The organism is Velazquezella soli (assembly GCF_977018685.1).
In genome coordinates this window covers 2,688,880-2,712,214 of the sequence record NZ_CDRNXF010000004.1, presented here as the reverse complement: position 1 = coordinate 2,712,214, position 23,335 = coordinate 2,688,880, and the positions used below count along the sequence as shown (strand labels likewise).

The window sequence follows — 23,335 nt, the reverse complement described above, 5'->3', positions numbered from 1 at the left end:
TCGATGTTTACCGGAATTGTCACCGATGTCGGAACCGTAGCGGCGACGACCCCGATGGACGAGGGCGTCAAGCTCCGCATCGCCACGAGCTACGATCCGAAGACCATCGCGATGGGCGCCTCGATCGCCCATGGAGGTGTCTGCCTGACCGTGACCAACTTGCCCGAGGACGGCAGCAATGAGCGCTGGTTCGAAGTGGAAGCCTGGGAAGAAGCGCTGCGGCTGACGACGATCGCCGGCTGGACATCCGGGACCCGCGTCAATCTGGAGCGGGCGCTGAAGATCGGCGACGAACTGGGCGGCCACATCGTCTCCGGCCATGTCGACGGCAAGGCGGAGATCCTGTCCGTGACCTCTGAAGGCGAAGCGGTACGCATCCGCCTGCGGGCGCCGGAAAGCCTTGCCCGCTTCGTCGCGCCTAAGGGATCGGTTGCGCTCGATGGCACATCCCTGACCGTCAATGCGGTCGATGGCACCGATTTCGACGTGCTGCTGATCAGGCACACGCTGGGCGTCACCACATGGGGCGATCGCCAGGCCGGCGATTTCGTCAATTTCGAAGTCGATACGATGGCCCGCTACGCAGCAAGGCTGGCCCAGTTCCCGACAGGCTGAGGCTGACCCGACGATATGCGGAAACAGCCGGCAGCGGGCAAGCTGCGCTCCTCCTGTTCCGCCCCGATGGCGTTGCAGAATAGGTATTCGCGCCCTGCAACGCAGCGTTCAGCGAAAACCACTTGCCATTCCCGGCCGGGCATGTTTTGACCGCCGACTATTCGGCCTGTCGCCCAACGCGCCGATGTAACCAAGGTGAAATCATGCCGCAAGAACACGCACCTCACATCCTGATCGTGGAAGCACGGTTTTATGACGACATGGCGGACGCGCTGCTCGATGGCGCAACGACCGCTCTCAAGGATGCGGGTGCGACCTACGACGTGGTGACGGTTCCGGGAGCCCTCGAAATTCCGCCGGCAATCGCCATGGCGCTCGATGCCGGCGATCAGGACGGCACGTCCTATGACGGCTTTGTCGCGCTCGGCATGGTCATCCGTGGCGAAACCTACCATTTCGACATCGTCTCGAACGAATCCTCGCGCGCGCTGATGGATCTTGCGGTCTCCGAATCGCTGGCGATCGGCAACGGCATTATGACCGTCGAGAACGACGAGCAGGCCTGGGTGCGCATCAAGCGGTCTGAGAAGGACAAGGGCGGCTTTGCGGCCCGTGCCTGCCTCACCATGATCGCACTGCGCGAAAAGCTGAATGGTGGTTGATAGAATGACCAAAGAAGGCGAGCATCCGGTCAAGCCGGCAAATCAGCGTGGCGCGGCGCGTTTGGCAGCCGTTCAGGCCCTTTATCAGATGGATGTGGGCGGCACCGGCGTTCTCGAGGTCGTGGCCGAATATGAGGCGCATCGCCTCGGCCAGGAACTCGACGGCGATACCTATCTGAAGGCGGATGCCTCCTGGTTCCGCTCGATCGTTGCCGGCGTCGTGCGCGATCAGGACAAGATCGACCCGCTGATCCGCTCGGCGCTGCAGGAAGACTGGCTGCTGTCGCGGATCGATTCGACCCTGCGCGCCATCCTGCGTGCCGGAACGTTCGAGATCGTCGAGCGCAAGGATGTCCCGGTGGCCGTCATCGTCACCGAGTATGTCGAAATTGCCCGCGCGTTCTTCGAGGAAGACGAGCCGAAGGTCGTCAATGCGGTTCTCGACCGCATTGCCAAGCAGATCCGCGGCGACGCGAAGAAGTAACATCCCGGAAAGAGCATCAGATGGACGAAGCGGTCGAGCGTCAAAGAATTGACTTGAGCACCGCCCGCCGCAGCGTCTTTCTGCTCGCAGGCACCCAGGCCATCCTGGGGTCTGCCACACCTCTCACAGTGTCGATCGGCGCTCTTGCCGGCTACCAGCTTCTCGGCGACGACAAGTCGCTTGCGACAGCGCCGATCACCGCGTTCAACCTCGGCACGGCCGTCGGTGCGGTGCTGATTGCCATCGCGTCCAAGTTCCTGGGCCGCAAGGCGGCCTTCATGTCGGGCGGCATGCTCGGCGCGATCGGCGGCGGGCTTGCGGCAATTGCGCTGTTTCGCGGTGATTTCTGGCTGTTTGCCTTCGCGCTGCTGCTGGTCGGGTCCTGCGCCGGTTTCACCCAGAAGATCCGCTTCGCCGCTGCCGATATTTCTCCCAAAGCCTATAAGCCGCGAGCCATCTCCTGGATCCTCGGGGCCGGTATCGTCTCGGCGATCGTCGGGCCTCAGCTCTCCATCGCCGCAAAGGATTGGCTGGCGCCGGTGACCTTCGCCGGTGCGTTCCTGATGCTGATCCCGCTCTGCCTTGCCGGTATCTGCATCATGGCCTTCCTGCGTCTTCCGACCAAGGCGGATGCGTCGCTCTCAACCCAGCAGCCGCCGGCACGGTCGCTGCGGGAAATCGTCGTGACGCAGCGGTTCATGACCGGCATGGTCTGCGGTATCTGCACCTACGCGCTGATGACCTTCGTGATGACTGGTGCGCCGCTCGCCATGGTGATCGGCTGCGGCTTTCCGACGGAACTGGCGGCGCTCGGCATTCAGTGGCATGTGCTCGCCATGTTCGGCCCAAGCTTTTTCACCGGCATGCTGATCACCCGCTTCGGCGCGGAAAAAGTGGTCGCCGCCGGCCTCGTCACGCTGATGGGCTGCGCGATCGTTGCCCATATGGGCGTGGAATTGTGGAATTTCTGGCTGGCGCTGGTCCTGCTCGGGATAGGTTGGAATTTCGGTTTCATCGGCTCGACCACGATCGTCGCCTCCAGCTATCGCCCGCAGGAGGCCGACAAGGTGCAGGGGTTTCACGACATCGTCCTCTTCGGCACGGTGGCACTGTCCTCCTTCTCCTCGGGCAAGGTGTTCGTCACCTGGGGCTGGTCATTCATCAACCTGGTGATCTGGCCGGTCGCGATCTTCTGCCTTCTTCTCATTCTGGCGCTGATGCTGCGCAGGCCCGTCGCAAAAGCCAACTGACCCGGTTCTATTACCGTCGTAGCGCTTGACGGCGGTTGTTCCTCACCGCAATCTCACCCGCGCATGGCAACAGCTGCGTTCCTTGGGAGGGGAAAGCCGTTGCTGGAGGGTGCAGAATGCCGGGGCGGCATCGCCCGCAGCCGGTCAGGGAGAGGAAAATTCGCATGACTGTAATTCTAGGTGTGATCGTCTGCGGTCTGCTGTCGATCATTTATGCTGCATGGGCCACGCGTTCCGTACTTGCCGCCGATCAAGGCAATCAGCGGATGCAGGAGATCGCCGGTTATATCCGCGAAGGCGCACAGGCCTATCTGTCTCGCCAGTATATGACGATTGCCATCGTCGGTGTGCTGGTTGCGGGTCTCACATGGTTTCTTCTGTCTGGCACGGCAGCCATCGGCTTCATCATCGGCGCCGTTCTCTCGGGCGCTGCCGGCTTCATCGGCATGCACGTCTCGGTGCGGGCCAATGTGCGCACGGCGCAGGCGGCATCCCATAGTCTGGCAGCAGGTCTCGACATTGCCTTCAAGTCTGGCGCCATCACCGGCATGCTTGTCGCGGGCCTCGCACTGCTCGGCGTGTCCATCTACTTTTTCATCCTGACAACCGTGCTCGGCCATGCGGTCGGTTCACGCGAAGTGATCGATGCCCTTGTGGCACTCGGCTTCGGCGCCTCGCTGATCTCAATCTTCGCGCGCCTTGGCGGCGGCATCTTCACCAAAGGCGCCGATGTCGGCGGCGATCTCGTCGGCAAGGTGGAAGCCGGTATTCCGGAAGACGATCCACGCAACCCGGCAACGATCGCCGACAATGTGGGCGACAATGTTGGTGACTGCGCCGGCATGGCGGCCGACCTGTTCGAGACCTACGCAGTCTCGGTCGTTGCGACCATGGTGCTCGCGGCAATCTTCTTTGCCGGCAGCGCCGTCATCGACCAGGCGATGCTCTATCCGCTGGCGATCTGCGGCACCTGCATCATCACCTCGATCGTCGGCACGTTCTTCGTCAAGCTCGGCACAAACGGCTCGATCATGGGCGCCCTCTACAAGGGACTGATCGTGACGGGGCTGCTGTCCATCGTCGGGCTTGCGATCGCGACCTCGATCACCATCGGTTGGGGCACGATCGGCACGGTTGCCGGCATGGACATCACCGGCGCGAGACTGTTTGCCTGCGGCCTCGTCGGGCTGGTCGTGACAGCGCTGATCGTTGTCATCACCGAATACTATACCGGCACCAACAAGCGGCCGGTCAATTCCATCGCCCAGGCTTCCGTCACGGGCCACGGCACCAACGTCATCCAGGGACTGGCCGTCTCGCTGGAATCGACCGCACTGCCGGCACTCGTCATCGTTGGTGGCATCATCTCCACCTATCAGCTCGCCGGACTGTTCGGCACAGGCATCGCCGTCACCGCCATGCTCGGCCTTGCCGGAATGATCGTGGCACTCGATGCCTTCGGCCCTGTCACCGACAATGCCGGCGGCATTGCCGAAATGGCGCATCTGCCGCCGGATGTTCGCAAAGCCACGGATGCTCTGGATGCCGTCGGCAATACGACCAAGGCCGTCACCAAGGGCTACGCGATCGGCTCGGCCGGTCTCGGCGCACTGGTGCTGTTTGCGGCCTATGCCAACGATCTCCAGTACTTCGTGGCAAACGCCGATAAATATCCGTACTTCCAGGGGGTAGGCCAGATCTCGTTCAGCCTGTCCAATCCGTATGTGGTGGCGGGCCTGCTGTTTGGCGGTCTCATCCCATATCTGTTCGGCGGCATCGCCATGACGGCGGTCGGCAAGGCGGCAAGCTCGATCGTCGAGGAAGTTCGCCGGCAGTTCCGCGAAAAGCCCGGCATCATGCAGGGAACGGAAAAGCCCGACTACGGCCGCGCGGTCGATATCCTGACCAAGGCTGCGATTCGCGAAATGATCGTGCCGTCGCTGCTCCCGGTTCTCGCGCCGATCTTCGTCTATTTCGGCGTGCTTCTCGTCTCGGGCGGTGACAAGGCATCTGCCTTTGCAGCGCTCGGCGCCTCGCTTCTCGGCGTCATCATCAACGGCCTGTTCGTCGCGATCTCGATGACCTCGGGCGGCGGCGCCTGGGACAATGCCAAGAAAAGCTTCGAGGACGGTTTCGTCGATAAGGACGGCACCCGCCACATGAAGGGATCCGATGCCCACAAGGCTTCGGTGACAGGCGATACGGTCGGCGATCCCTACAAGGATACGGCAGGCCCTGCCGTCAATCCGGCGATTAAGATCACCAACATCGTCGCCCTTCTGCTGCTGGCGGTTCTCGCCCACTAGAACCAGGTCTCACACAGACAAAAGAAAGCCCGCGGTACCATTGGTATCGCGGGCTTTTTGATATTCGGAAATGCGCTTGTTAGTTGCCCATGCTCTGCAGCATGTTGCGGATCTGGCCGGCACCGCCGCTTGCTGCTCCGGAACCACCCGACAGAAGCTGCTGCAGGAAGGTAAGGTCGCGGCCGCCGGTTGGCGTCGTGCGCGAGATCGTGTCGAACACCTTGCCGTCCTGAAGTGCGTAGTTGGCGCGCTGTGCGACCACGCCGTTCTTGTCGAAATAGATGGCAAGCACGCTCTGCTCGACGATCTGCGGCTTCATGAAGGCTGCCCGACGGTGGCGCTTCTGGGAAATGTAATAGAACACTTCCGTATCGAAGGTCGCGGTCGTCGACGGTGTACCCATGGTCAGGATCACCTGCTCGCGGCTTGAACCGACAGGGATCAGGTTCAGCGACTGCTGGTCAACGACATAGCCGTTGTACATCGTGTCGCCGATTTCCATGGACGTGCAGCCGGAAACTGCAATCGATGCAACGACAAGGGCCGCCGCCGTTTTGCTCAACGCTTTCATTTCGTATCCGAAAACCCGCTTCTTCAACGGTATCCCCCACATGTCGATGTGCCGGCGGAAGCCGGTTACTCTGCTGCTCATACCATTGTGGCTATTCCGGGGACAGCTGACTGCCGCTTGCGGATAGCCGAACCGAAGCCCGCCGATGGCGAATGCATTGCAATTCGTGCCTGCTTCGGTAAACCAGCTTTCGTTTGCATGCAACATCGCCAGCTTCGACCATGACGCAAACATGAAGGCAAATGCAGGAAACACGATGATATTCGGCCTGTTCAAAAAGAAAAACAGCAATCAGACCATCGTCAACCGGCAATACTACGCCCTGACGTCGGCAGCGCGCATCCCCGTCTTCTACGAGGATTTCGGCGTACCCGATACCGTGATGGGCCGGTTTGAAATGCTGTCCATCGTGATGATCCTGTTTTTTCGCCGGACGGCGAAGTCGGGGCCGAGCGGGCAGGAACTGGCGCAGGAGATCGTCGATGCCTTCTTTCAGGATATCGACCATTCGATTCGCGAGCTCGGAATCGGCGACCAGGGGGTTCCGAAGCGGATGAAGAAGCTCGCGGGCATGTTCTACGGTCGGCTAGAAACCTACGCCGCAGCTCTCGACAGCGGCGACGAAACCGCGCTTGCCGCAGCGCTGCACCGTAATATCCATCCTAAAGCCACCGATATACAAGACATGAGCGCACTTGCGCACTGGATGACAACCACCGAAACCGCTATGTCAGCGGTCTCGGAAGATACGATTTCCCGTGGGCTGCTGGTCGTGCCGCAGCCGGTCCGGGAAGGCGAGGAACAATGAAACGCGATCAAGAACCCAGCAAGGCCAAAGGTGGCAAGCCTCCGTTCTCCTATCCTGTGAAGGTCGGAAACATTTCGGCCAATCCCGTCACTGTCACTGTTGAAGCCGATGAAAACGAGCTGAAGGGCTTGGCCGTTCTCTGGGACGTCGTATCGGTCAATTCGTTGAAGGCGGAAATCTACATTGCCCGCTGGAAGAAGGACGGCGTGCGCCTCAAGGGCCACGTCAAGGCCGCTGTCACCCAGGCTTGCGTGGTGACGCTTGATCCTGTGTCGTCGACCATTTCAGAGGATTTCGATCAGGTCTTTGTGCCTGAGGGATCCAAGCTTGCGCGCGTCGTCACGGCCGAAAGCGCCGAGATGGTGGTCGATCCTGATGGTCCGGACCTGCCGGAAATGTTTGTCGGCGATACGATCGATGCGGGCGAGGTCGTTGCCGAGTTCGTGGCACTGGCGATAGACCCTTATCCGCGCAGGCCGGGCATCGATTTCAAGGACCATATCGAGAGCGACCCGAACGATCCGGCGACCAAACCCAATCCGTTTGCCGCGCTCAAGGATTGGAAAAAAGACTGAGACCGGTTGTAAGCAGAAACAAAACCTATATTTTGGCCACGATTTCGCCGGCAGGGCGGCGCATGAGCGTGCCCACTGAAGAAGCAAAAGTCGGCGCAGGCATGTCTTGCAGGCGCGTGCGGCCGGTTAAAACAAGGATCAGGGACGCGTGATCAGAATTTCGATTGACGCCATGGGTGGCGACTTTGGCCCCGAGGTCGTCATGGCGGGCGCCGCGAAGGCGCTCGAACGCCATCCCGACGTCAGTTTTCTCCTCTACGGACTGAAAGCCGAATGCGAGCCGTGGCTTGCGCGCTATCCGAAATTGCGCGAGCGGTCCGTGTTCCATGCGTGTGAACTGGCCGTTGCCATGGACGAGAAGCCGAGTGCGGCGCTACGCCGTGGTCGCTATGTGTCGACCATGTGGCGTTCCATCGAAGCCGTGAAGCTTGGCGAAGCTGATGTCGTTGTGTCCGCCGGCAATACCGGTGCGCTGATGGCAATGTCGAAATTCTGTCTTCGCACGTTGGCGAGTATCGAACGCCCCGCAATTGCAGGCATCTGGCCGACGCTGAAGGGCGAAAGCATCGTTCTCGATATCGGCGCGACGATCGGCGCTGACAGCCAGCAGCTGCTCGATTTCGCCCTGATGGGCGGCGCTATGGCGCGGGCTCTGTTTGAAGTCGATTGCCCGACCGTCGGCCTTCTCAATGTCGGTGTCGAAGAGGTCAAGGGGCAGGAAGAGGTGAAGGAAGCCGGTCGGCTGATCCGCGAAGCCAACCTTCCGCACCTCTCCTATCACGGTTTCGTCGAGGGCGACGATATCGGTCGGGGCACCGTCGACGTTGTGGTGACCGAAGGCTTTACCGGCAATATCGCTCTGAAGACCGCCGAGGGAACCGCGCGCCAGATCGCCACGCTTCTGCGCGAATCCATGTCGCGCACGCTGCTTGCCCGGATCGGCTATCTGCTGGCCAAGCCTGCATTCGATCGACTGCGTGAGAAGATGGACCCGAACAAGGTCAATGGCGGCGTGTTTCTGGGCCTCAACGGCATTGTGATCAAGAGCCATGGAAGCGCCAACGCCGAAGGCATCGCGGCCGCGATCGCAGTCGGCTATGACATGGCGCGAAATGACCTCAACGCCAAAATTTCGCAGGATTTGAAGATTTATCATGCCAGACGCCTGCCGCCGGCCGGCCCTGAAGCCGCATGACGTTAGGATGTGATTTGACTATGATTCGATCAGTTGTTCGCGGTTACGGGGCAGCGCTCCCGAAACGGGTCGTCACCAATCGCGAGCTGGAGACGATGGTCGACACGTCGGACGAGTGGATCGTCCAGCGCACCGGCATCACCCAGCGGTACATCGCCGGCGACGACGAAACGACGGCATCGCTCGGTGAGAAGGCGGCGCGGGCAGCGCTCGATAATGCTGGCCTGACACCTGACGACATCGATCTGGTCCTTCTGGCGACTTCGACGCCGAACAACACCTTTCCCGCGACCGCCGTCGAGATCCAGAACCGGCTCGGCATGAAGCATGGCTACGCTTTCGACATGCAGGCGGTCTGCAGCGGCTTCGTTTACGCGATGACGACGGCAGACCTCCACCTGCGTGGCGGGCTTGCGAAGCGCGCGCTGGTGATCGGCGCCGAAACCTTTTCCCGCATTCTGGACTGGAACGACCGCACAACCTGCGTGCTGTTCGGCGATGGCGCCGGCGCCGTTGTGCTGGAGGCTCAGGAAGGCGAGGGCACGATTGCCGACCGCGGTATCCTGACGGCGCATCTGCGCTCGGACGGATCCCACAAGGACAAGCTCTACGTCGATGGCGGCCCATCGACGACCGGCACGGTCGGGCACCTGAAGATGGAAGGCCGTGAGGTCTTCAAGCATGCGGTGGCTATGATCACCGACGTGATCGAGGACGCATTCGAGGCGACCGGCACGACTGCCGAGGATATCGACTGGCTGGTACCGCACCAGGCCAACCGTCGTATCATTGATGGATCTGCCAAGAAGCTCAACATTCCCACCGAGAAAGTCGTCGTCACCGTCGACATTCACGGCAACACGTCTGCGGCATCGATCCCGCTTGCGCTTTCAGTTGCCTGTGCCGACGGTCGCATCAAGAAGGGCGATCTTGTGATGCTGGAAGCCATGGGTGGCGGCTTCACCTGGGGGGCCGTCCTGATCCGCTGGTGATGCCGGCTGAAAACCTGAGCCATATTATGAAATAATCAATGCCGAACAGATGCTTGGCCCGGGGGCGCTTGACCGTGGGGCACAACCAAAATACTGTTTGCGGGCTTTGATAATATCACATTAAATCAGGCGGGGGACCATGGCCGGCAAGACAGTCACACGCGCGGATCTGGCGGAATCGGTTTTTCGCAAGGTTGGCCTCTCTCGCACGGAATCGGCGGAACTCGTCGAAACGGTAATCGACGAAATCTGCAACGCCATCGTTCGCGGCGAAATGGTCAAGCTTTCGTCGTTTGCGACATTTCAGGTGCGCGCCAAGAACGAGCGCATCGGTCGCAATCCGAAGACAGGCGAGGAAGTACCGATCTCACCCCGCCGGGTGATGACCTTCAAGGCATCCAATGTTTTGAAGCAACGCATCCTCAAAGCGCACACATTGCGCAAGGTCAAGCAGAGGCCGGCAAGCCCTGCGAGCTGACACGCCCGTTTTGCACGCTGGCACCCCTGCCAAAACACCAATCTTGTGAACACACTTGAATCTTTCGGTGCAAGCCGTTGAGAAATGTGCGATTCGACGCATAATCCTCGTCCAGCCTTTCGTGCTGACCCCTTTCGCGCCGCACGGCCGTTCGATCCCTGGAGATTGACACTTGGACAAGAGCCCGGACGCATTCCGCACCATCAGCGAAGTCGCTGACGATCTCGACCTGCCGCAACACGTCCTGCGCTTCTGGGAAACGCGGTTTCCGCAGATCAAGCCGATGAAGCGGGGAGGCGGCCGTCGCTACTACCGCCCGGAGGACGTGGACCTGTTGAAGGGGATCCGTCACCTTCTCTACGACCACGGATACACGATCAAGGGCGTTCAGAAGCTCCTGAAGACGAATGGCAACAAGTTCGTCTCAGCAATCGCATCGGGTGATATCGCCACGATGGAAGCCATCATGGCGGCCAACAGCGAGAAGAATGCCGAGCCTAAAATTTCCACTCAGGAAGAAGATCAGGTCGTCGGGCGCCCGAAGGTAAAGCCGAGCGGCCGGTTCTTCGGTTTCGGCGGGGCCGGGGAGGACCAGTTGGAAGTCTCGGTTGGAAAATCGAGTGTCGGCAAGGAAGACCGTGCCTTGCTGCAGGAGGCACTGTTTGACCTTCTGGAATGCAAGCGCCTGCTGGACCAGGTTCGTTGATCCGATACCTGCTTACATGAACTCACTGTAAATTTACCGTTCACCTCTGGTTCAAACGCGAAGGTACAGCATTTACCTACGAGGAAACACTAGAGGAGATACAAACGTGAAAAAACTCGCAATCATTGTCGTCTCGGCCATGACGGCACTGACGAGCATGGTACCGGCACACGCCTTCCCTGTCGTCAACGCACCGAAGACCATCGAAGCGCCGCAGAGCGTTGATCAGGTCCAGCAGGTTCAGTGGCGGCATCGTGATCGTTGGGAAGGTCGTCGCTACTATCGTCACCATCGCGACTACCGCCGCGGCGACTATTATCGCGGTCGCCACTACCGCGGCCACAATTCGGGTGCGATCATCGGCGGTCTTGCTGCCGGCGCTCTGATTGGCGGTGCCATTGCATCCCAGCCGCGCTACGCCGAACCGCGTTACGTGCAGCCACGTCGTTACGTGAACGCCAATAGCGCGCACGTCAACTGGTGCGCCAACCGCTACCGGTCGTACAGAGCTTACGACAATACGTTCCAGCCCTATAACGGCCCGCGCCAGCTGTGCTACTCGCCCTACTGATAGGGCAGTCGCCAAGGCGTCCTGATAGGCCGGCTCCAGACAATGGGGCCGGCTTTCTTGTTGAAGCAAGACCGTCGATCCGAGATCCATTGAAAGCCGATTTTTTCCTTGCGTGGTGAAGATCATGTCAGTATGGAATGCATGCTTCACGCGACGCCGGTCCGCCGGCTCGAAGCGATGTGGCGGAATGTAGCGCAGCCCGGTAGCGCACTTGACTGGGGGTCAAGGGGTCGTCGGTTCGAATCCGGCCATTCCGACCATTCTTCCTTCGGCGACAGGCTCCCCCAGAGCCGCTTTGACCTGAGCTCGCCATTGGCGAACTCGTCTCTCGTCACGCCATCCTGTTGCCACGTCACTCACCAGAACCTGTGAACGAATGATGGATCATCCCGAACCGCGTTCGACTTATCTGACTACAATTTGCATTTGGCTGGAACGTCAGGGTTCCCGACGCGTTGTCAGATAGGAAAACAAAGGAGAATGTGATGTTGAAGGGTGTTGTACTTTGGGCGATGGGCGTTCCGATCCTTGTAATCGTGCTGCTCTACGCATTCGTATTCTAAAGCTCTGGATCTTTGGCGGTAACGGCCAGCGTTTCGATCTAAAAGGGTCAGCTCCGAGAGACGAGCTGACCCTTTTTCATTTTGGCAGCTGTTGTCGAGATATAGCTCGAGCAAAAAAAGGCCCCGCACTTGCGGGGCCTTTTCAGTCAGTCTTAGATTTCCGGGCAACCAGGGCGATTGGCGAAGGTGATCCGGTCGGGACCCCGACGGGTCATGCCCTGGACGGTGATGCTGCGGCGAGTGGCGCGGACGATCTCCGTCTGACGGAAGCCTTCGTCGCGAGCGGCGGCGCGTGCTTCGCCAGGGCTGCAGCCCATGCGGCGATCGCGTCTGTCGTAATCGCGATCCCTGTCGCGGATCACCGGGCGCACGCCGTCAGGTCCGATGCGCAGCTGTACGTCCTGGGCCGATGCCGGGGCAGTGGCCGCACCAAGGGTGCAGACGGACAAGGCCAAGGCGAGGCCTGCCTTTGCGAAAACATTGATCATTGTATCCTCCGTGTATGGAGCCGTGGCAGGGCCTGCGGCGCAAGATATTCACGGGGATGTAACTGATTTGTGAGTGGTAAAGTTCCGCCTGCGATCAATCAGCAAGTATAGGCGTAGCAGACGTGATAGTAGTTCGCGTTAGCGAAAACGCGCTGTCCGGCTCGCATTCATCAGAAGCTCCTGCTCGGAAGCAAACGACCCCAGGAGCTGCAGAAGACGGTTTTCCTCGTCCTTGTCGAGACGGTAACGGCGCGCAAAGTCAGTTACGCTCCACACCTTCTTCATTCCGGACTGCTGAAGATCGACGGGTGTAATATGCGACATTGTGCCCCCTCACAGATATTGGAGGATGGTATCCTCCAATATCTAGTGCATATAAAAACGACGTTAAATAGAGAAACTTCTTAAGCTCGGTTTGCGCGGAGAAACTACTTTTCCTCGACCTTGACGCCATCCTGGCCGATGCTGAATTCTACGCCATTTGGCTTGGTTTCTTCGCGGTAGACATAGAACCCCAGACCGACGACCAGAACAACGAGAGCGCCGATGATGAAGTACAGATTATTGGAACGCGTCATGAATTTCCCCGACTATGCAATTCTGGCCGGGAAACGCCTATGAGCTCAATATGTTCCAGCGAGTTTCAGGTTTTTTTCAATCGTCGTTTGCGGCGTTGAGATCTTCGGGGCGCATGCCCTCTTCCTGACCGTCTTGCTTCAGTCTCACACCCGGTCCCATTCCGGATCCGCCGTCGCCGGCTGCCAGGAATATAACGCCCCTTGTCTCGAAGAATGCCCTCAGTCTCTCACTGATGGTTGGGTCGGGCAGGGCGTCATGGGCCTCCGCGTTGTCGAATTCGACGGCGGACAGGCCCGAAGCGGCGCAAAGCGCCTCTTTCGAGATGCCGGTGAGTGCGCGCGCTGCGCGAATTTGCGATGAGGTCAACATACGAGAAATCTGGCGCAAGGCGACCCAATGTCAAGGACTTGCGCTTGAGGCAACAACTCAGGCCTGTAACGGCGGCATCGCGGCAGTGGTGTTTCGCTGATAGCGGTTTTCCAGGGCGACGCACGCCCAGAGAATGCCGAGCGAGAGATAGAAATGCCGCCAGTGGTCGGTGTCGATGACGTTGCCGATCATCGCATGTCCCAGGATCAGTACCCATGCAATCATCAGAAAAGGCTGCCAAGGCCTCTCGCGCAGCATATAGCGGAAGCCCATCCACAGGCTGGACCAGATCATGATCTGATACGTCACCGCACCCACCCAGCCATAGGTCGTGAGCGTCTTCAGCCAAATATTGTGCTCGTCTTCGCCGAAGATTTTTCCAAGCGCCATCGGTCCCATGCCGAGCGGTCGCTCCATTGCCATCAGAAAGCCGATCTTATGCCGCTCGAAGCGACCAAGCCGCGCGCCGTCGTAATCCTGCACCAGTTTCGCACGGTTGGAAAACAGGTCGGCGATCTGCGGGATCTGCAAAGCGATCGCAAGGGCGAGCACGAGAGCCACGCCGGCACAAATCGAGATGACCAGGATCTTCAGGCGGAATGCCGTCGTGCGCTCCTTGAGGAGCATGAGGACGATCAGCGCGATGGCACCGAACAGCAGGAGGCCCCAGGCCGCGCGTGAAAACGACAGGAAGATGCCGATCGCCAGCACCAGCATGCCGAGGATGAGAAGGGGGGTACGGATGACCGGGCCGGTCAGCATGCGGTAAAGGAGATAGAGGAGCGGGCCGACCAGATAGGGGCCGAACACGTTGGGGTCCTGAAAGGCGCCCATGGCGCGGTTATAGCGGGTAAAGACATGGGCCCCGGGAAACGCGTCGAAATAGCCGAGGATGCCGAGAGTGGCCGTGATGATGGCGGCCGCCACCCAGGCATGAAAGATGATCTTCAGCCGCCGATGGTCGTTCTCTATGACCGCTGCAAAGAACACGGCGGTGAGCGCAAGAAAGATCGAGACCGCATAATACATACCGGCGCCGGACGAATCCTTCATCACGAAGATGGAAAACAGGCCGCTGATGTTGAAGATCAGCAGCATCGCCATCAGCATCGCGACGGTGCGCGAGATTCTGAGCCCAAACAGGAACCAGAGGCCGATCTGGGCCACCATCATCAGTTCGTAAGGGGCAGGCTCCGACATGACGAAGCCGGACAGAAAGACGCCAAAGGCCAGCATGCCGTTTGCCACGAGAGCGAACACGGCCAGCTGGACGTTGAACGGCCGGTTCTTATGTGCGGCCAGCGTCGTCAATATGCATTGTCCGTGTTGAGAAGCCGGATCGGCGTCAGGAACAGGATCTTGAGATCGAACAGGATCGACCAGTTCTCGATATAGTCGAGATCGTGGGCGGTGCGGGCACGGATCTTTTCGTCGCTGTCCAACTCGCCGCGCAGTCCGTTGATCTGCGCCCAGCCAGTCACGCCGGGTTTCACGCGGTGGCGGGCGAAGTAGCCTTCGACGACGTCCACATATCTGCGTTCGCCAGTCTGGGCACTGACCGCATGCGGACGGGGACCAACGAGAGACAGCTCTCCTTTCAGCACGTTGAACAGCTGCGGTAGCTCGTCGATCGAGGACTTGCGCAGAAACCGGCCGACGGGCGTGACCCGCGGATCGCCCTTGGTCACGGCCCTGATCGCGGTCTGGTCGCTCATGCTCGTGTACATCGAGCGGAATTTGAGAACGTTGATGATCTCATTGTTGAAGCCGTGGCGCTTTTGGCGAAACAGCATCGGCCCTTTCGAGCTGAGCTTCACGGCAATGCCGGCAGCCAGCATGACGGGCCAGAGGCAGGCGATCGCGAACACGGCAAAGACGATATCGAAGATGCGCTTTGCGACCGAATCCCAGTCGCGGATCGGCTTGTCGAAAATATCGAACATCGGAACGGTGCCGACGTGACTATAGGCCCGTGGGCGGAAGCGCAGGCGGTTCGCATGCGCCGCGAGCCGGATATCGACCGGCAGAACCCAGAGTTTGCGCAGAAGCTGCAGGATACGCTGCTCGGCGCTGGCAGGAAGCGCGATGATGAGCATGTCGATACGGGCAAGGCGCGAGAATTCCACAAGCTCGGCAAAGGTACCAAGCTTCGGGTAGCCGGCAACGACGGTCGGCGAGCGGTCGCTGTTGCGGTCGTCGAAGATGCCGCAGATGCGGATGTCATTATCCGACTGGCGTTCCAGGGCGCGCACCAGTTGCTTGGCAGGTTCGCCGCCGCCGACGATTACGGCGCGGCGTTCCATAACGCCGTTGCGCGCCCAGTGGCGGATGCCAAGCGCGATCGCCTGCCGCTCGGCGGCAAGGACGACGCAGCTGACGGAGAACCAGACGATGAGACCGGTCACGGGCACCCAGCCGCCCGCGGCAAAGCTGAGCGCGAGATTGGTCAGGACAAAACCGAAGGCCCATGTGATGAGAACCCGCTTCAAGGTCCTGTTGGCGGACCTCAGGGAGGGGATCTGATAGGTGTCGGCAATCTGCAGAAGCAGAAGCGTGATGGCAGAACCGAAGGTGATGATGACCAGGCGGGAAAGCGACATCTCGGTCGCGCCGTAGATCAGGTCGACGATGAGGCCGACAATCAGGATCGCGGCAAATTCGGTAAGCCGGATCAGTCCGACCAGCAGGGATGGCGAATAGCTGGTTTCGCGGAACTGCTGGGCGATCTGGCGTGCGAAGGGATTGAGGACCGCGCCCGCTTCCTTCTCCTCGCTCGCACGCATCTCGGAGACCTTGCGGCGAAGGCTTTCGACGTCGAATTCATCGGGCTTGTTCAGCGGGCTCATGCCAGGATCCTCGACTCAGCTGCCGCGAAGGCGCAGAAGTAGTCTCAGTCCAGTAGCAAAAAGAAGCTAAAGAAGCCTTTAGCTGTACCTGCGGTCCGGGATTTGGCCGAGTAAATCCTGGTACAAGTGAAGCATGTCGTCCGCCATAACGGAGGCGGAAAACACCGCCTTGAAATCGGACGGCTTCGGCATGACGCGGTCATGCCACTCCGGTGTCTGCAGTGCCTGCGTCATCACGTCGGAAAGACTTGTGGCGTCGCCGGGGACGGCAAGGGCCGCACTTTTCACACCCAGCACTTCGGGAATGCCGCCGACACGCGATGCGATGACAGGCTTCCCGGCGGCGAGCGCTTCCAGCACGATATAGGGCATCGCTTCCGCCCGCGACGGAACGACGACGAAATTTGTGAGGGCAAACGCCTTGCGGGCGGGCATGGCCGGCATCATCGTCAGCCGGCGGCCAAGGCCACGTTCGGAAATCATGGCTTCATAGCGCTCACGGTCCGGACCGTCGCCGACCATCAGCGCCGAGAGCGGCCGACCGACCGCGCGTTCCGTTCGGGCAAAGGCGTCGATGAAGACATCCGGTCCCTTCAGGTCGCGCAGCATGCCGATATAGAGAAAGTCGACCGCGGAAATGACCGCTGGGACCGGCTCGAACTCGGCTTCGCCAATGCCGTTATAGATCACGCGCGCAGTCTTGAGCGGTTTTCCGACCTTTTCCTCGTAGGTGCGGCGCTCGTAATCGCAGACAAAGACCAGGGCATCGCCGAAGCGTTCCTGGAACCGTTCGAGCTGCAGCACGACCTTGCCCGAAAGACTGGACCGGTCGAAATGCAGACTGCCGCCGTGCGGCGAATAGAGGCGGGCCACGCAATACCTGTTAACCCGCAAGGCTGAGCCGATCAATCGCGCCAGAACGCCGCCCTTGGCGCCGTGTCCGTGCAATATGTCCGGCCGCAAGCTCTTGATATGCTTGTAGCTTCTGTAGAGTGCCGCAAGATCGGAAGGAGCGATCGAACGGCGCATCGGAATTCGTGTCAGGCCAAGCGAAAGCTGCGGCCGGATCGTGTCGAACAACCTGTCCTCGTGCTCGCCACCGGTCGAGCTGTCGCAGAGGATGCCGACCTCGTGGCCGGCAGCCCGATGTTCTTCCACCAGGTCGCGCACATGGCGGAAGATCCCGCCGACGGGCGACCTGAAACAATGGAGGATGCGCAAGGGAGGGGCCTCAGCCGACATGATGATGTCAGAACAGCCGCTCGCGGACGTAGACCGTGTCGCCAGCGAGGACCTGTGAGGAAATCGTCGTACGGCCCGTGATGACCTCGCCGTTGATCTTGCGTGTGACGTCGACATCGCGCTGGTTTCCGCGAGAGGTAAAGCCTCCGGCGATTGCGATGGCGTTCTGTGCCGTCATGCCGGGCACATAGGAATACTGTCCGGGTCGTCCGACTTCGCCCATGACGAAAACCGGGCGGTAGCGATCCATTTCGATCGTCACGTCGGGATCGCGCAGATAGCCCTGCTTGAGCTTGGCGGCGATTGCACCCTCGAGCGTCGGCATGGTCTGGCCCCGGGCCGTGATCTGACCGATCAGCGGGAAGGCGATATAGCCGGCCTGATCGACGGTATAGGTGTTGGAAAGGCTCGGCTGTTCGAAGACGCTGACACGTAGCCGATCGCCGCTGTCCAGCCGGTAAGGCTGGATCGTCGCTTCCTGAAAGCTTTTGGGAGCCGGTTTGTAGGAGGCGCAGCCCGACAGCGTCATCGCAACGGCTGCCGCCGCAAGAGCCAGAACGGTTTTGGCGCGCTGGTTGCGCGTCGGATTTTTCTTGTCTTGGGCGAATAGCATGTTCGCGTCCCAGGCTCGGGGTGGTGGTTCGACGATTTCGAGCCTGTTATCGATCCATTAGGGTTAATGCCCGGTAAAGAGAGGCGCGACGACCATCGGAAATAATGCCTGCAAGATCAGAGTCCGGTTTTTCTTCGAAGCCGCGACTCATTAACTGTAGCGTTACCATGATAATTTACTGTCCGCCCAAATAGACCAGTTTGGAGCGGGCAATGTCTGGCGTAAACGGCGGCCATCAGGATGTGGATATCGACCTCAGGCAGGTCATCGCGGCCGTCTGGGAACGCAAGGCGAAGATCCTCGCCGTCACGATCGCGGCGGGCGCGCTGGCGCTGGTCGGCGCCTCGCTGATCAAACCCAGCTACAAGGCCGAAACCAGGCTGCTGATCGAATCGCGATCGCCGAACCTCTCCGGCGGGGAAGGGGCAGGCAGTTCCAACGATCCGGTTCTGGACACGCTTAACATCACCAGCCAGGCCCAGCTGCTGCAATCGACCGACCTCATCAAGCGGGTTGCGCGCGATCTGAAGCTTTCCGATCGCCCGGAATTCGACCCGGCTGGACAGTCGGCACTGCCGGACCTTCTGGTGATGGTCGGCCTGAAGCAGGATCCGATGGCGATCGATCCGGAAGACCGGGTCATCCAGAAGTTCCGCGAAAAGCTGTCGGTCTATCCGGTCGAGGGCTCGCGCGTCATCGCCGTCGAATTTGCATCGCATGATCCGAAGCTCGCGGCTGATGTGCCGAACCGGATGGCCGAAGCCTATCTTCAGATCCAGAGTGGCTCGAAGGTGGACACCCATGCCGAAACCGCCCGCTGGTTGGAGCCGGAAATCGCCAACCTGACGACCCGCGTCAACGATGCCGAAAAGAAGGTGGCGGACTACCGCTCCTCGAACGGCCTTTTCCAGACCAGCGAAGCCAACAGCTTTTCCAGCAAGCAGTTGAACGATATCTCGACCGAACTTGCCCGCGTTCGCGCCGATCTCGCCAATGCCGAGGCCCGTTCGGAAAACGTCCGCGCTGGTTTGAGAGCCGGCCGCGCTTCGGACACGCTGGCGGACGTCGCGGGATCGGCGGTCATCCAGCGTCTGAAGGAAACCCAGACCAATTTGCAGGCGCAGATCAATGATCTCTCGACATCCCTGCTCGACAACCATCCGCGTCTTCGGGGACTTCGCGCGCAGCTCAGCGGTATCAATCAGCAGATCGAGCGTGAAACCCAGAAGATCCTGGCAAGCCTCGACAACGAGAGAGAGATTGCACGGCTCCGCGAGCGTCAGCTGACGCAGCAGATGAACGGCTTGAAGGCTGATTCGGCCAAGGCCGGTGAAGAGGAAGTCGGGCTGCGGGCCCTGGAACGCGAAGCGTCTGCCCAGCGCCAGCTGCTCGAAACCTATCTCGTGCGCTACCGCGAGGCGACGTCGCGCCGCGACGCCAATTCAAGCCCTGCGGATGCCCGCATCGTATCGAGCGCGGTCGAACCGTCGGAACCCTTCTTTCCGAAGGTCATTCCGATCGTCATCGTGGCGACGCTTGCGACACTGATCGTCAGCTGCCTGGTCGTCATCATCGCCGAACTGTTCAGCGGCCGGGCGCTCCGCCCTCTCAATCGCCGTCGCGAGGACGATTTCCTGCTGACACCACACGAGGTCGCAACGCCTGCGGTCGAACCGGCCCCGGCCGAGCTCGAACCGACCCCTGCGGGCGCTTTGGTTGCAACAACACCCGCCGCAGCTCCGGTTGCGGCAGAAACTGTTACAGATCGGCCAAAGCGCGAACACAGACTGTTCGCGGCGGCAAAGGAAATGCTGGCTGCCTCCCGCAAGGATGCCGCTGCCGCGAAGGGCGCGGAAGTTGACCAGAAGCAGGAGGCTGCGGTCGCTGCCGAGCCACCGGTCGAAGAAATTGCCGTCACGACGCCGGCGAACGACGGGGAGGAGGAATCCTTCACGATCGCGTCCGTTGCCCGCTACCTCCAGCGCCGTGCGGTGCCGATCGGCCTGGTCGTGTCGCCCGGTGGCGATGCAGGCTCGACGGCGACCGTGATGTTGGCCCGTGAAATTTCGGAGCGCGGTCGCACCGTCGCCCTGATCGACATGACCGGCTCGGCTTGCCCGACACGGCTGATGGCGCAGGACGTCAAGCTTGCCGGCATCACCGATCTGCTGTGCGGCGAGGTTGCGTTCGGGGAAGCCATCCATCCGGACCGTCTCTCGGATGCGCATATCATCCCGTTCGGTTCTGCCGATCCGGTTCGCGCCATGCGGGGCGCCGATCGGCTGCCGATGGTCGTCGATGCACTCGCAGACGCCTATGATCTGGTGCTGATCGAATGCGGCCCGGCGGAAGCGCCGATGCTGTCGCGACTGACCCGCAACGAAAAGGCGGAGGTCATTCTCTCCGTGCCTGAGTTCAAGGAAGAGGATGTCGCAAAGATCGTCCAGGACTTCCAAGGCGAGGGAATTCGCAACCTGCTGGTAATGTCTGACGCCAATGACCGCAGTTCGCCGCGCAAGGCTGGACGACAGGTGGCGTGAGCCACACCGTATGAACCACGATCTACAAGGCGTCTTTCAGGCCGCCTTGTTCGTTTTGGCGGCCCGCAGTTTCTGCAAAAGAGCGTAAAGTCGCGGGTTGTGCTTCACCGCAGCCTTCGCCCTCGTTGCCAGAACCATCAGCGGTTTGAGGACGGAACCCTTCGGTGTGATGGCGATGAGAATATCGTGCAGCACGGTTTCCTGGCTGCACCAGCTGCGCTTGTAGGGCTGGTCGCCAACGCCGAAATCGAACAGTGCCGCGCCTTCGCGGCAGCATTTCTCGATCATCAGCCAGAACAGCAATTCGCCGGGGCTTGCCTCGGGGCAGATGCTGTCGTCGATGGAGCTGAACTGGCAGATCACATGGTCGCCCTTGCGCGACACGCCGGCAATCGCCACCACATGTCCCTCGTGCTCACCCCGCATACGGATCGCGTGAAGGGTGAGCGACGTGTCTGTCCCATCATTCGGCGCGTCCATCAGGCGATGGAAGAAGTCACGGATCTCAGATGCGTGGAAGACATCAGGCAGGCCGAACATTTTCAGCCGCGCCGCCTTCTGCCGGAAGAACGTATCGAGCAGCGCGTGCTTTTCGTCCGCGTCTAGCGCGATCACATGGTCATAGCCGCCGGCTGCTTCGATCTTGCGGCTCTGTGAGCGGAATTTCTTGCGCCGCGTCTTGGCGTTGAGCTGTGCGAGCGTCGTCTCGAAATTCGGAAAAAGCGGCAGCTGGAACGAATGGTTCTGGTTCTCGGTCGTCGCCAGCGCACCCAGCGGATGCCGACTGCCGCGCCAGGAGAGCGGCACGCAATCGAGCACCACGAGATCGGCATAAGGAGAAAGAGCCGTGCGCAGCATGCGCAGGAACGGCTTCAGCTCGGCAGCGGAAGCCACCTCGAGTGCCGGATCGAACAGGCCGGTATTGAGATTGTTGTAATGGTTGCCGGGGAGGCGGGCGATGCGGATGCTTTTTTCGAGCACGATATCGAGCGGCAGGATAAACACGGCGCGACCGCCGATGCGACCGACGACGACTGCGAGCGTGCGGCCGTGGGATTTTACCCAGGCTTCGCACCAGTCGAAACCCTGATGCAGCGAATTGAGTTTGATCGCCTGCAGACGGTGCCAGTCGGACTTCAGATCCGCCATGTCCGTCGCGACTGCCATTTCGATCTGCGCGAAACGCAACGGGACAGTCTCACGGGAAGGCGATCCCGATGTCCCTGCCGGCGCAAGCTCTTCAATCAGTCTCGAGGTTTGCATGACGCGCTCCGCTGTCTTTCAAGCGGGGAGAATAGGCAGCGTGCACCAACAATCTGTTTATTGCTGTGTCGCCTGCCGCCAATACTATCACGGCTGGTTAATGCGGGGTGAACCCAGGCATAACCTAGACTTTCGGCCGTGCGCCCGCCATCCACTTGATGATCAGCATGGCAGGCAGGATCCACAAAAGCCCTGATAGCAGGAAGTAAAGGAAATGCACCCACCACGGCGATGTCGCGAGCAACAGCGTCGCGACGGTGGTTGCGGCCAGCGCGTAGACGATGACGAGCACGATGATCATGATCGTGCCGATGAAACTTCTCAGGCGTGGGACCAACGCGTTTCTCCTCCCGCGACGCGATGCCGCAAAGCATCGGGGCTTGTTTTGCACGTGTCCTTGGGGCAAATCAACGGCAAGAAGCGGAAAGATAACCACGCGCATGGTGCTCTCGAGCTCATGCGAGGCTGATCTTTCTTCGAGCGACAGGAGTTTCCGCATGTCGGCGACTGATAGCGTCATCATCGATGTCATCCATCCGGCAGCAAAACGCCGCGAGCGCGACCGCAGATCGGTGCGTATCTGGCTCGGCTTCGTCGTCTTCGTGCTGTTCTGCCTCGTCCTCGTCGGCGGCGCGACCCGGCTGACCGATTCGGGTCTTTCGATCACCGAGTGGAAACCGATCCACGGTGTCATTCCGCCGCTCAATGCGGCCGAATGGCAGGAAGAGTTCCAGCTCTACCAGCGCATCCCGCAATATCAGCTGGTCAACGCCGGCATGACGGTCGACGAGTTCAAGACGATCTTCTGGTGGGAATGGGCGCACCGTTTCCTGGCGCGCTCGATCGGCCTCGTCTTCGCCGTGCCGCTGATCTTCTTCTGGGTGACCGGTCGCATCGAGAAACGCCTGCGCTGGCCGCTGGTCGGCACGCTGGCACTCGGCGGATTTCAGGGCTTCATTGGCTGGTGGATGGTATCGTCGGGTCTCACCAAGCTCGTCAGCGTCTCGCAATACCGGCTCGCCACCCATCTGGTCATCGCCTGTCTGATCTTTTCGGCCTGCGTCTGGATCATGCGAGGCCTCACGCCCCAGAAGCAGGGGGCGGCCCCGACGCGTCACTCCTATATCGCGGCTGGAGGCCTCGCGTTTCTGGCGCTGTTCCAGATCTATCTCGGCGCACTCGTCGCAGGCCTCGATGCCGGCCTCAGCTACAACACCTGGCCGATGATGGATGGCGCCTTCATTCCGGCCGACCTCTTCCTGCGCGATCCCTGGTGGATCAATCTGTTCGAAAACCCGAAGACCGTGCAGTTCGTCCACCGCTGCGGCGCCTATGTGCTTCTGGCAGCAGCACTGGTCCATATGGTCGTCTCATTGTCGAAGACGCCCGGATCCGTCCATACGGGCCGCGCCGTCATTCTGTTCCTGCTCATCTCTCTGCAGGCCGTGATCGGCATTCTGACGCTGGTTTACCAGGTGCCGCTGGATCTGGCGCTCGCGCATCAGGGTGGCGCGCTTGTCGTGCTTGGCTATGCCATCACCCATCTGCGCGGCTATGTCGGCGAATATCCGCTTGAAGACAGAAAAGCCGCGGCGAACTGAGTTCACCGCGGCTCTGAT

At 60.4% G+C, this 23,335-nt stretch carries 25 protein-coding genes and 1 tRNA gene; 15 read left to right on the top strand and 11 right to left on the bottom strand.

Going from position 1 to position 23,335, the window contains the following annotated elements:
* Positions 1 to 3: 3 nt before the first annotated feature.
* The 5 genes from AC0JZ8_RS16725 to AC0JZ8_RS16705 all read left to right on the top strand — a co-directional run bounded on the left by AC0JZ8_RS16725 (position 4) and on the right by AC0JZ8_RS16705 (position 5,317).
* A complete protein-coding gene (locus AC0JZ8_RS16725; protein WP_062579946.1) occupies positions 4 to 615 on the top strand; it encodes a riboflavin synthase in 612 nt (203 codons plus the stop codon).
* A 203-nt stretch (positions 616 to 818) separates the two neighbouring features.
* Positions 819 to 1,277 carry a 6,7-dimethyl-8-ribityllumazine synthase gene (gene ribH, locus AC0JZ8_RS16720; protein ID WP_062453278.1) on the top strand — a complete coding sequence of 153 codons (459 nt, stop codon included), beginning with the start codon at positions 819 to 821 and terminating at the stop codon, positions 1,275 to 1,277.
* 4 nt (positions 1,278 to 1,281) lie between these two features.
* Entirely contained in the window at positions 1,282 to 1,761 is a 480-nt protein-coding gene (nusB, locus tag AC0JZ8_RS16715) for a transcription antitermination factor NusB (protein WP_430256394.1), read from the top strand.
* Between the two features lie 20 nt (positions 1,762 to 1,781).
* On the top strand, positions 1,782 to 3,011 hold the full coding sequence (locus AC0JZ8_RS16710) for an MFS transporter (protein ID WP_062579950.1): 1,230 nt from the start codon (positions 1,782 to 1,784) through the stop codon (positions 3,009 to 3,011).
* A gap of 164 nt (positions 3,012 to 3,175) precedes the next feature.
* On the top strand, positions 3,176 to 5,317 hold the full coding sequence (locus tag AC0JZ8_RS16705; RefSeq protein WP_062453275.1) for a sodium-translocating pyrophosphatase: 2,142 nt from the start codon (positions 3,176 to 3,178) through the stop codon (positions 5,315 to 5,317).
* Positions 5,318 to 5,396: 79 nt separating this feature from the next.
* On the opposite strand, the gene AC0JZ8_RS16700 is transcribed toward AC0JZ8_RS16705, so the two are convergent.
* A complete protein-coding gene (locus tag AC0JZ8_RS16700) occupies positions 5,397 to 5,921 on the bottom strand; it encodes an outer membrane protein assembly factor BamE (protein WP_062454732.1) in 525 nt (174 codons plus the stop codon).
* 223 nt (positions 5,922 to 6,144) lie between these two features.
* Here AC0JZ8_RS16700 and AC0JZ8_RS16695 point away from each other — a divergent pair, with 223 nt between their 5' ends.
* The 8 genes from AC0JZ8_RS16695 (at position 6,145) to AC0JZ8_RS16660 (ending at position 11,473) form a co-directional block, all read left to right on the top strand.
* Positions 6,145 to 6,696 carry a ubiquinol-cytochrome C chaperone family protein gene (locus AC0JZ8_RS16695; RefSeq protein WP_062579953.1) on the top strand — a complete coding sequence of 184 codons (552 nt, stop codon included), beginning with the start codon at positions 6,145 to 6,147 and terminating at the stop codon, positions 6,694 to 6,696.
* Positions 6,693 to 7,271 (top strand): YceD family protein, encoded by a 579-nt coding sequence (locus AC0JZ8_RS16690; protein WP_062579955.1) that lies wholly within the window; start codon positions 6,693 to 6,695, stop codon positions 7,269 to 7,271. Before AC0JZ8_RS16695 ends, AC0JZ8_RS16690 begins: the two co-directional genes overlap by 4 nt.
* A gap of 148 nt (positions 7,272 to 7,419) precedes the next feature.
* Complete coding sequence (gene plsX / locus AC0JZ8_RS16685; RefSeq protein WP_062453272.1) at positions 7,420 to 8,466, top strand: phosphate acyltransferase PlsX; 1,047 nt, start codon at positions 7,420 to 7,422, stop codon at positions 8,464 to 8,466.
* Positions 8,467 to 8,486: 20 nt separating this feature from the next.
* Entirely contained in the window at positions 8,487 to 9,458 is a 972-nt protein-coding gene (locus tag AC0JZ8_RS16680) for a beta-ketoacyl-ACP synthase III (protein WP_062453271.1), read from the top strand.
* A gap of 139 nt (positions 9,459 to 9,597) precedes the next feature.
* Entirely contained in the window at positions 9,598 to 9,936 is a 339-nt protein-coding gene (locus tag AC0JZ8_RS16675) for an integration host factor subunit alpha (RefSeq protein ID WP_192076741.1), read from the top strand.
* A 172-nt stretch (positions 9,937 to 10,108) separates the two neighbouring features.
* Positions 10,109 to 10,642, top strand: a complete 534-nt coding sequence (locus AC0JZ8_RS16670; RefSeq protein ID WP_062453269.1) for a MerR family transcriptional regulator — start codon at positions 10,109 to 10,111, stop codon at positions 10,640 to 10,642.
* Positions 10,643 to 10,748: 106 nt separating this feature from the next.
* Positions 10,749 to 11,213: a BA14K family protein gene (locus tag AC0JZ8_RS16665; protein ID WP_062579958.1), complete on the top strand. Its 465-nt coding sequence runs from the start codon at positions 10,749 to 10,751 to the stop codon at positions 11,211 to 11,213.
* Between the two features lie 183 nt (positions 11,214 to 11,396).
* Positions 11,397 to 11,473 (top strand) — tRNA-Pro (locus AC0JZ8_RS16660).
* A 455-nt stretch (positions 11,474 to 11,928) separates the two neighbouring features.
* On the opposite strand, the gene AC0JZ8_RS16655 is transcribed toward AC0JZ8_RS16660, so the two are convergent.
* The 8 genes from AC0JZ8_RS16655 to AC0JZ8_RS16620 form a co-directional block, all read right to left on the bottom strand.
* On the bottom strand, positions 11,929 to 12,264 hold the full coding sequence (locus tag AC0JZ8_RS16655; RefSeq protein WP_062579960.1) for a hypothetical protein: 336 nt from the start codon (positions 12,262 to 12,264) through the stop codon (positions 11,929 to 11,931).
* A gap of 138 nt (positions 12,265 to 12,402) precedes the next feature.
* Complete coding sequence (locus AC0JZ8_RS16650) at positions 12,403 to 12,588, bottom strand: hypothetical protein (protein WP_062453266.1); 186 nt, start codon at positions 12,586 to 12,588, stop codon at positions 12,403 to 12,405.
* Between the two features lie 104 nt (positions 12,589 to 12,692).
* Entirely contained in the window at positions 12,693 to 12,842 is a 150-nt protein-coding gene (locus AC0JZ8_RS16645; RefSeq protein WP_471892980.1) for a hypothetical protein, read from the bottom strand.
* A gap of 76 nt (positions 12,843 to 12,918) precedes the next feature.
* Complete coding sequence (locus tag AC0JZ8_RS16640; RefSeq protein WP_062579963.1) at positions 12,919 to 13,212, bottom strand: hypothetical protein; 294 nt, start codon at positions 13,210 to 13,212, stop codon at positions 12,919 to 12,921.
* Positions 13,213 to 13,269: 57 nt separating this feature from the next.
* Positions 13,270 to 14,523 (bottom strand): O-antigen ligase family protein, encoded by a 1,254-nt coding sequence (locus AC0JZ8_RS16635; protein WP_471892979.1) that lies wholly within the window; start codon positions 14,521 to 14,523, stop codon positions 13,270 to 13,272.
* Entirely contained in the window at positions 14,520 to 16,058 is a 1,539-nt protein-coding gene (locus AC0JZ8_RS16630) for an undecaprenyl-phosphate glucose phosphotransferase (RefSeq protein WP_062453263.1), read from the bottom strand. The genes AC0JZ8_RS16635 and AC0JZ8_RS16630 overlap by 4 nt, the downstream gene beginning before the upstream one ends.
* Positions 16,059 to 16,136: 78 nt before the next feature.
* A complete protein-coding gene (locus AC0JZ8_RS16625) occupies positions 16,137 to 17,300 on the bottom strand; it encodes a glycosyltransferase family 4 protein (RefSeq protein WP_092661951.1) in 1,164 nt (387 codons plus the stop codon).
* Positions 17,301 to 17,307: 7 nt separating this feature from the next.
* Positions 17,308 to 17,829: a polysaccharide biosynthesis/export family protein gene (locus AC0JZ8_RS16620; protein WP_062454730.1), complete on the bottom strand. Its 522-nt coding sequence runs from the start codon at positions 17,827 to 17,829 to the stop codon at positions 17,308 to 17,310.
* A gap of 296 nt (positions 17,830 to 18,125) precedes the next feature.
* Between AC0JZ8_RS16620 and AC0JZ8_RS16615 the strand changes: the two genes are divergently transcribed.
* Positions 18,126 to 20,453, top strand: coding sequence for an exopolysaccharide transport family protein (locus AC0JZ8_RS16615; RefSeq protein WP_471892978.1), 2,328 nt, complete (start codon positions 18,126 to 18,128; stop codon positions 20,451 to 20,453).
* Between the two features lie 36 nt (positions 20,454 to 20,489).
* On the opposite strand, the gene AC0JZ8_RS16610 is transcribed toward AC0JZ8_RS16615, so the two are convergent.
* Complete coding sequence (locus tag AC0JZ8_RS16610) at positions 20,490 to 21,716, bottom strand: GNAT family N-acetyltransferase (RefSeq protein WP_471892977.1); 1,227 nt, start codon at positions 21,714 to 21,716, stop codon at positions 20,490 to 20,492.
* 124 nt (positions 21,717 to 21,840) lie between these two features.
* Positions 21,841 to 22,053 carry a DUF2842 domain-containing protein gene (locus tag AC0JZ8_RS16605; protein WP_062453259.1) on the bottom strand — a complete coding sequence of 71 codons (213 nt, stop codon included), beginning with the start codon at positions 22,051 to 22,053 and terminating at the stop codon, positions 21,841 to 21,843.
* A 160-nt stretch (positions 22,054 to 22,213) separates the two neighbouring features.
* On the opposite strand from AC0JZ8_RS16605, the gene AC0JZ8_RS16600 reads away from it, so the two are divergent.
* Positions 22,214 to 23,317, top strand: coding sequence for a COX15/CtaA family protein (locus AC0JZ8_RS16600; RefSeq protein ID WP_471892976.1), 1,104 nt, complete (start codon positions 22,214 to 22,216; stop codon positions 23,315 to 23,317).
* The last annotated feature ends 18 nt before the right edge of the window (positions 23,318 to 23,335 follow it).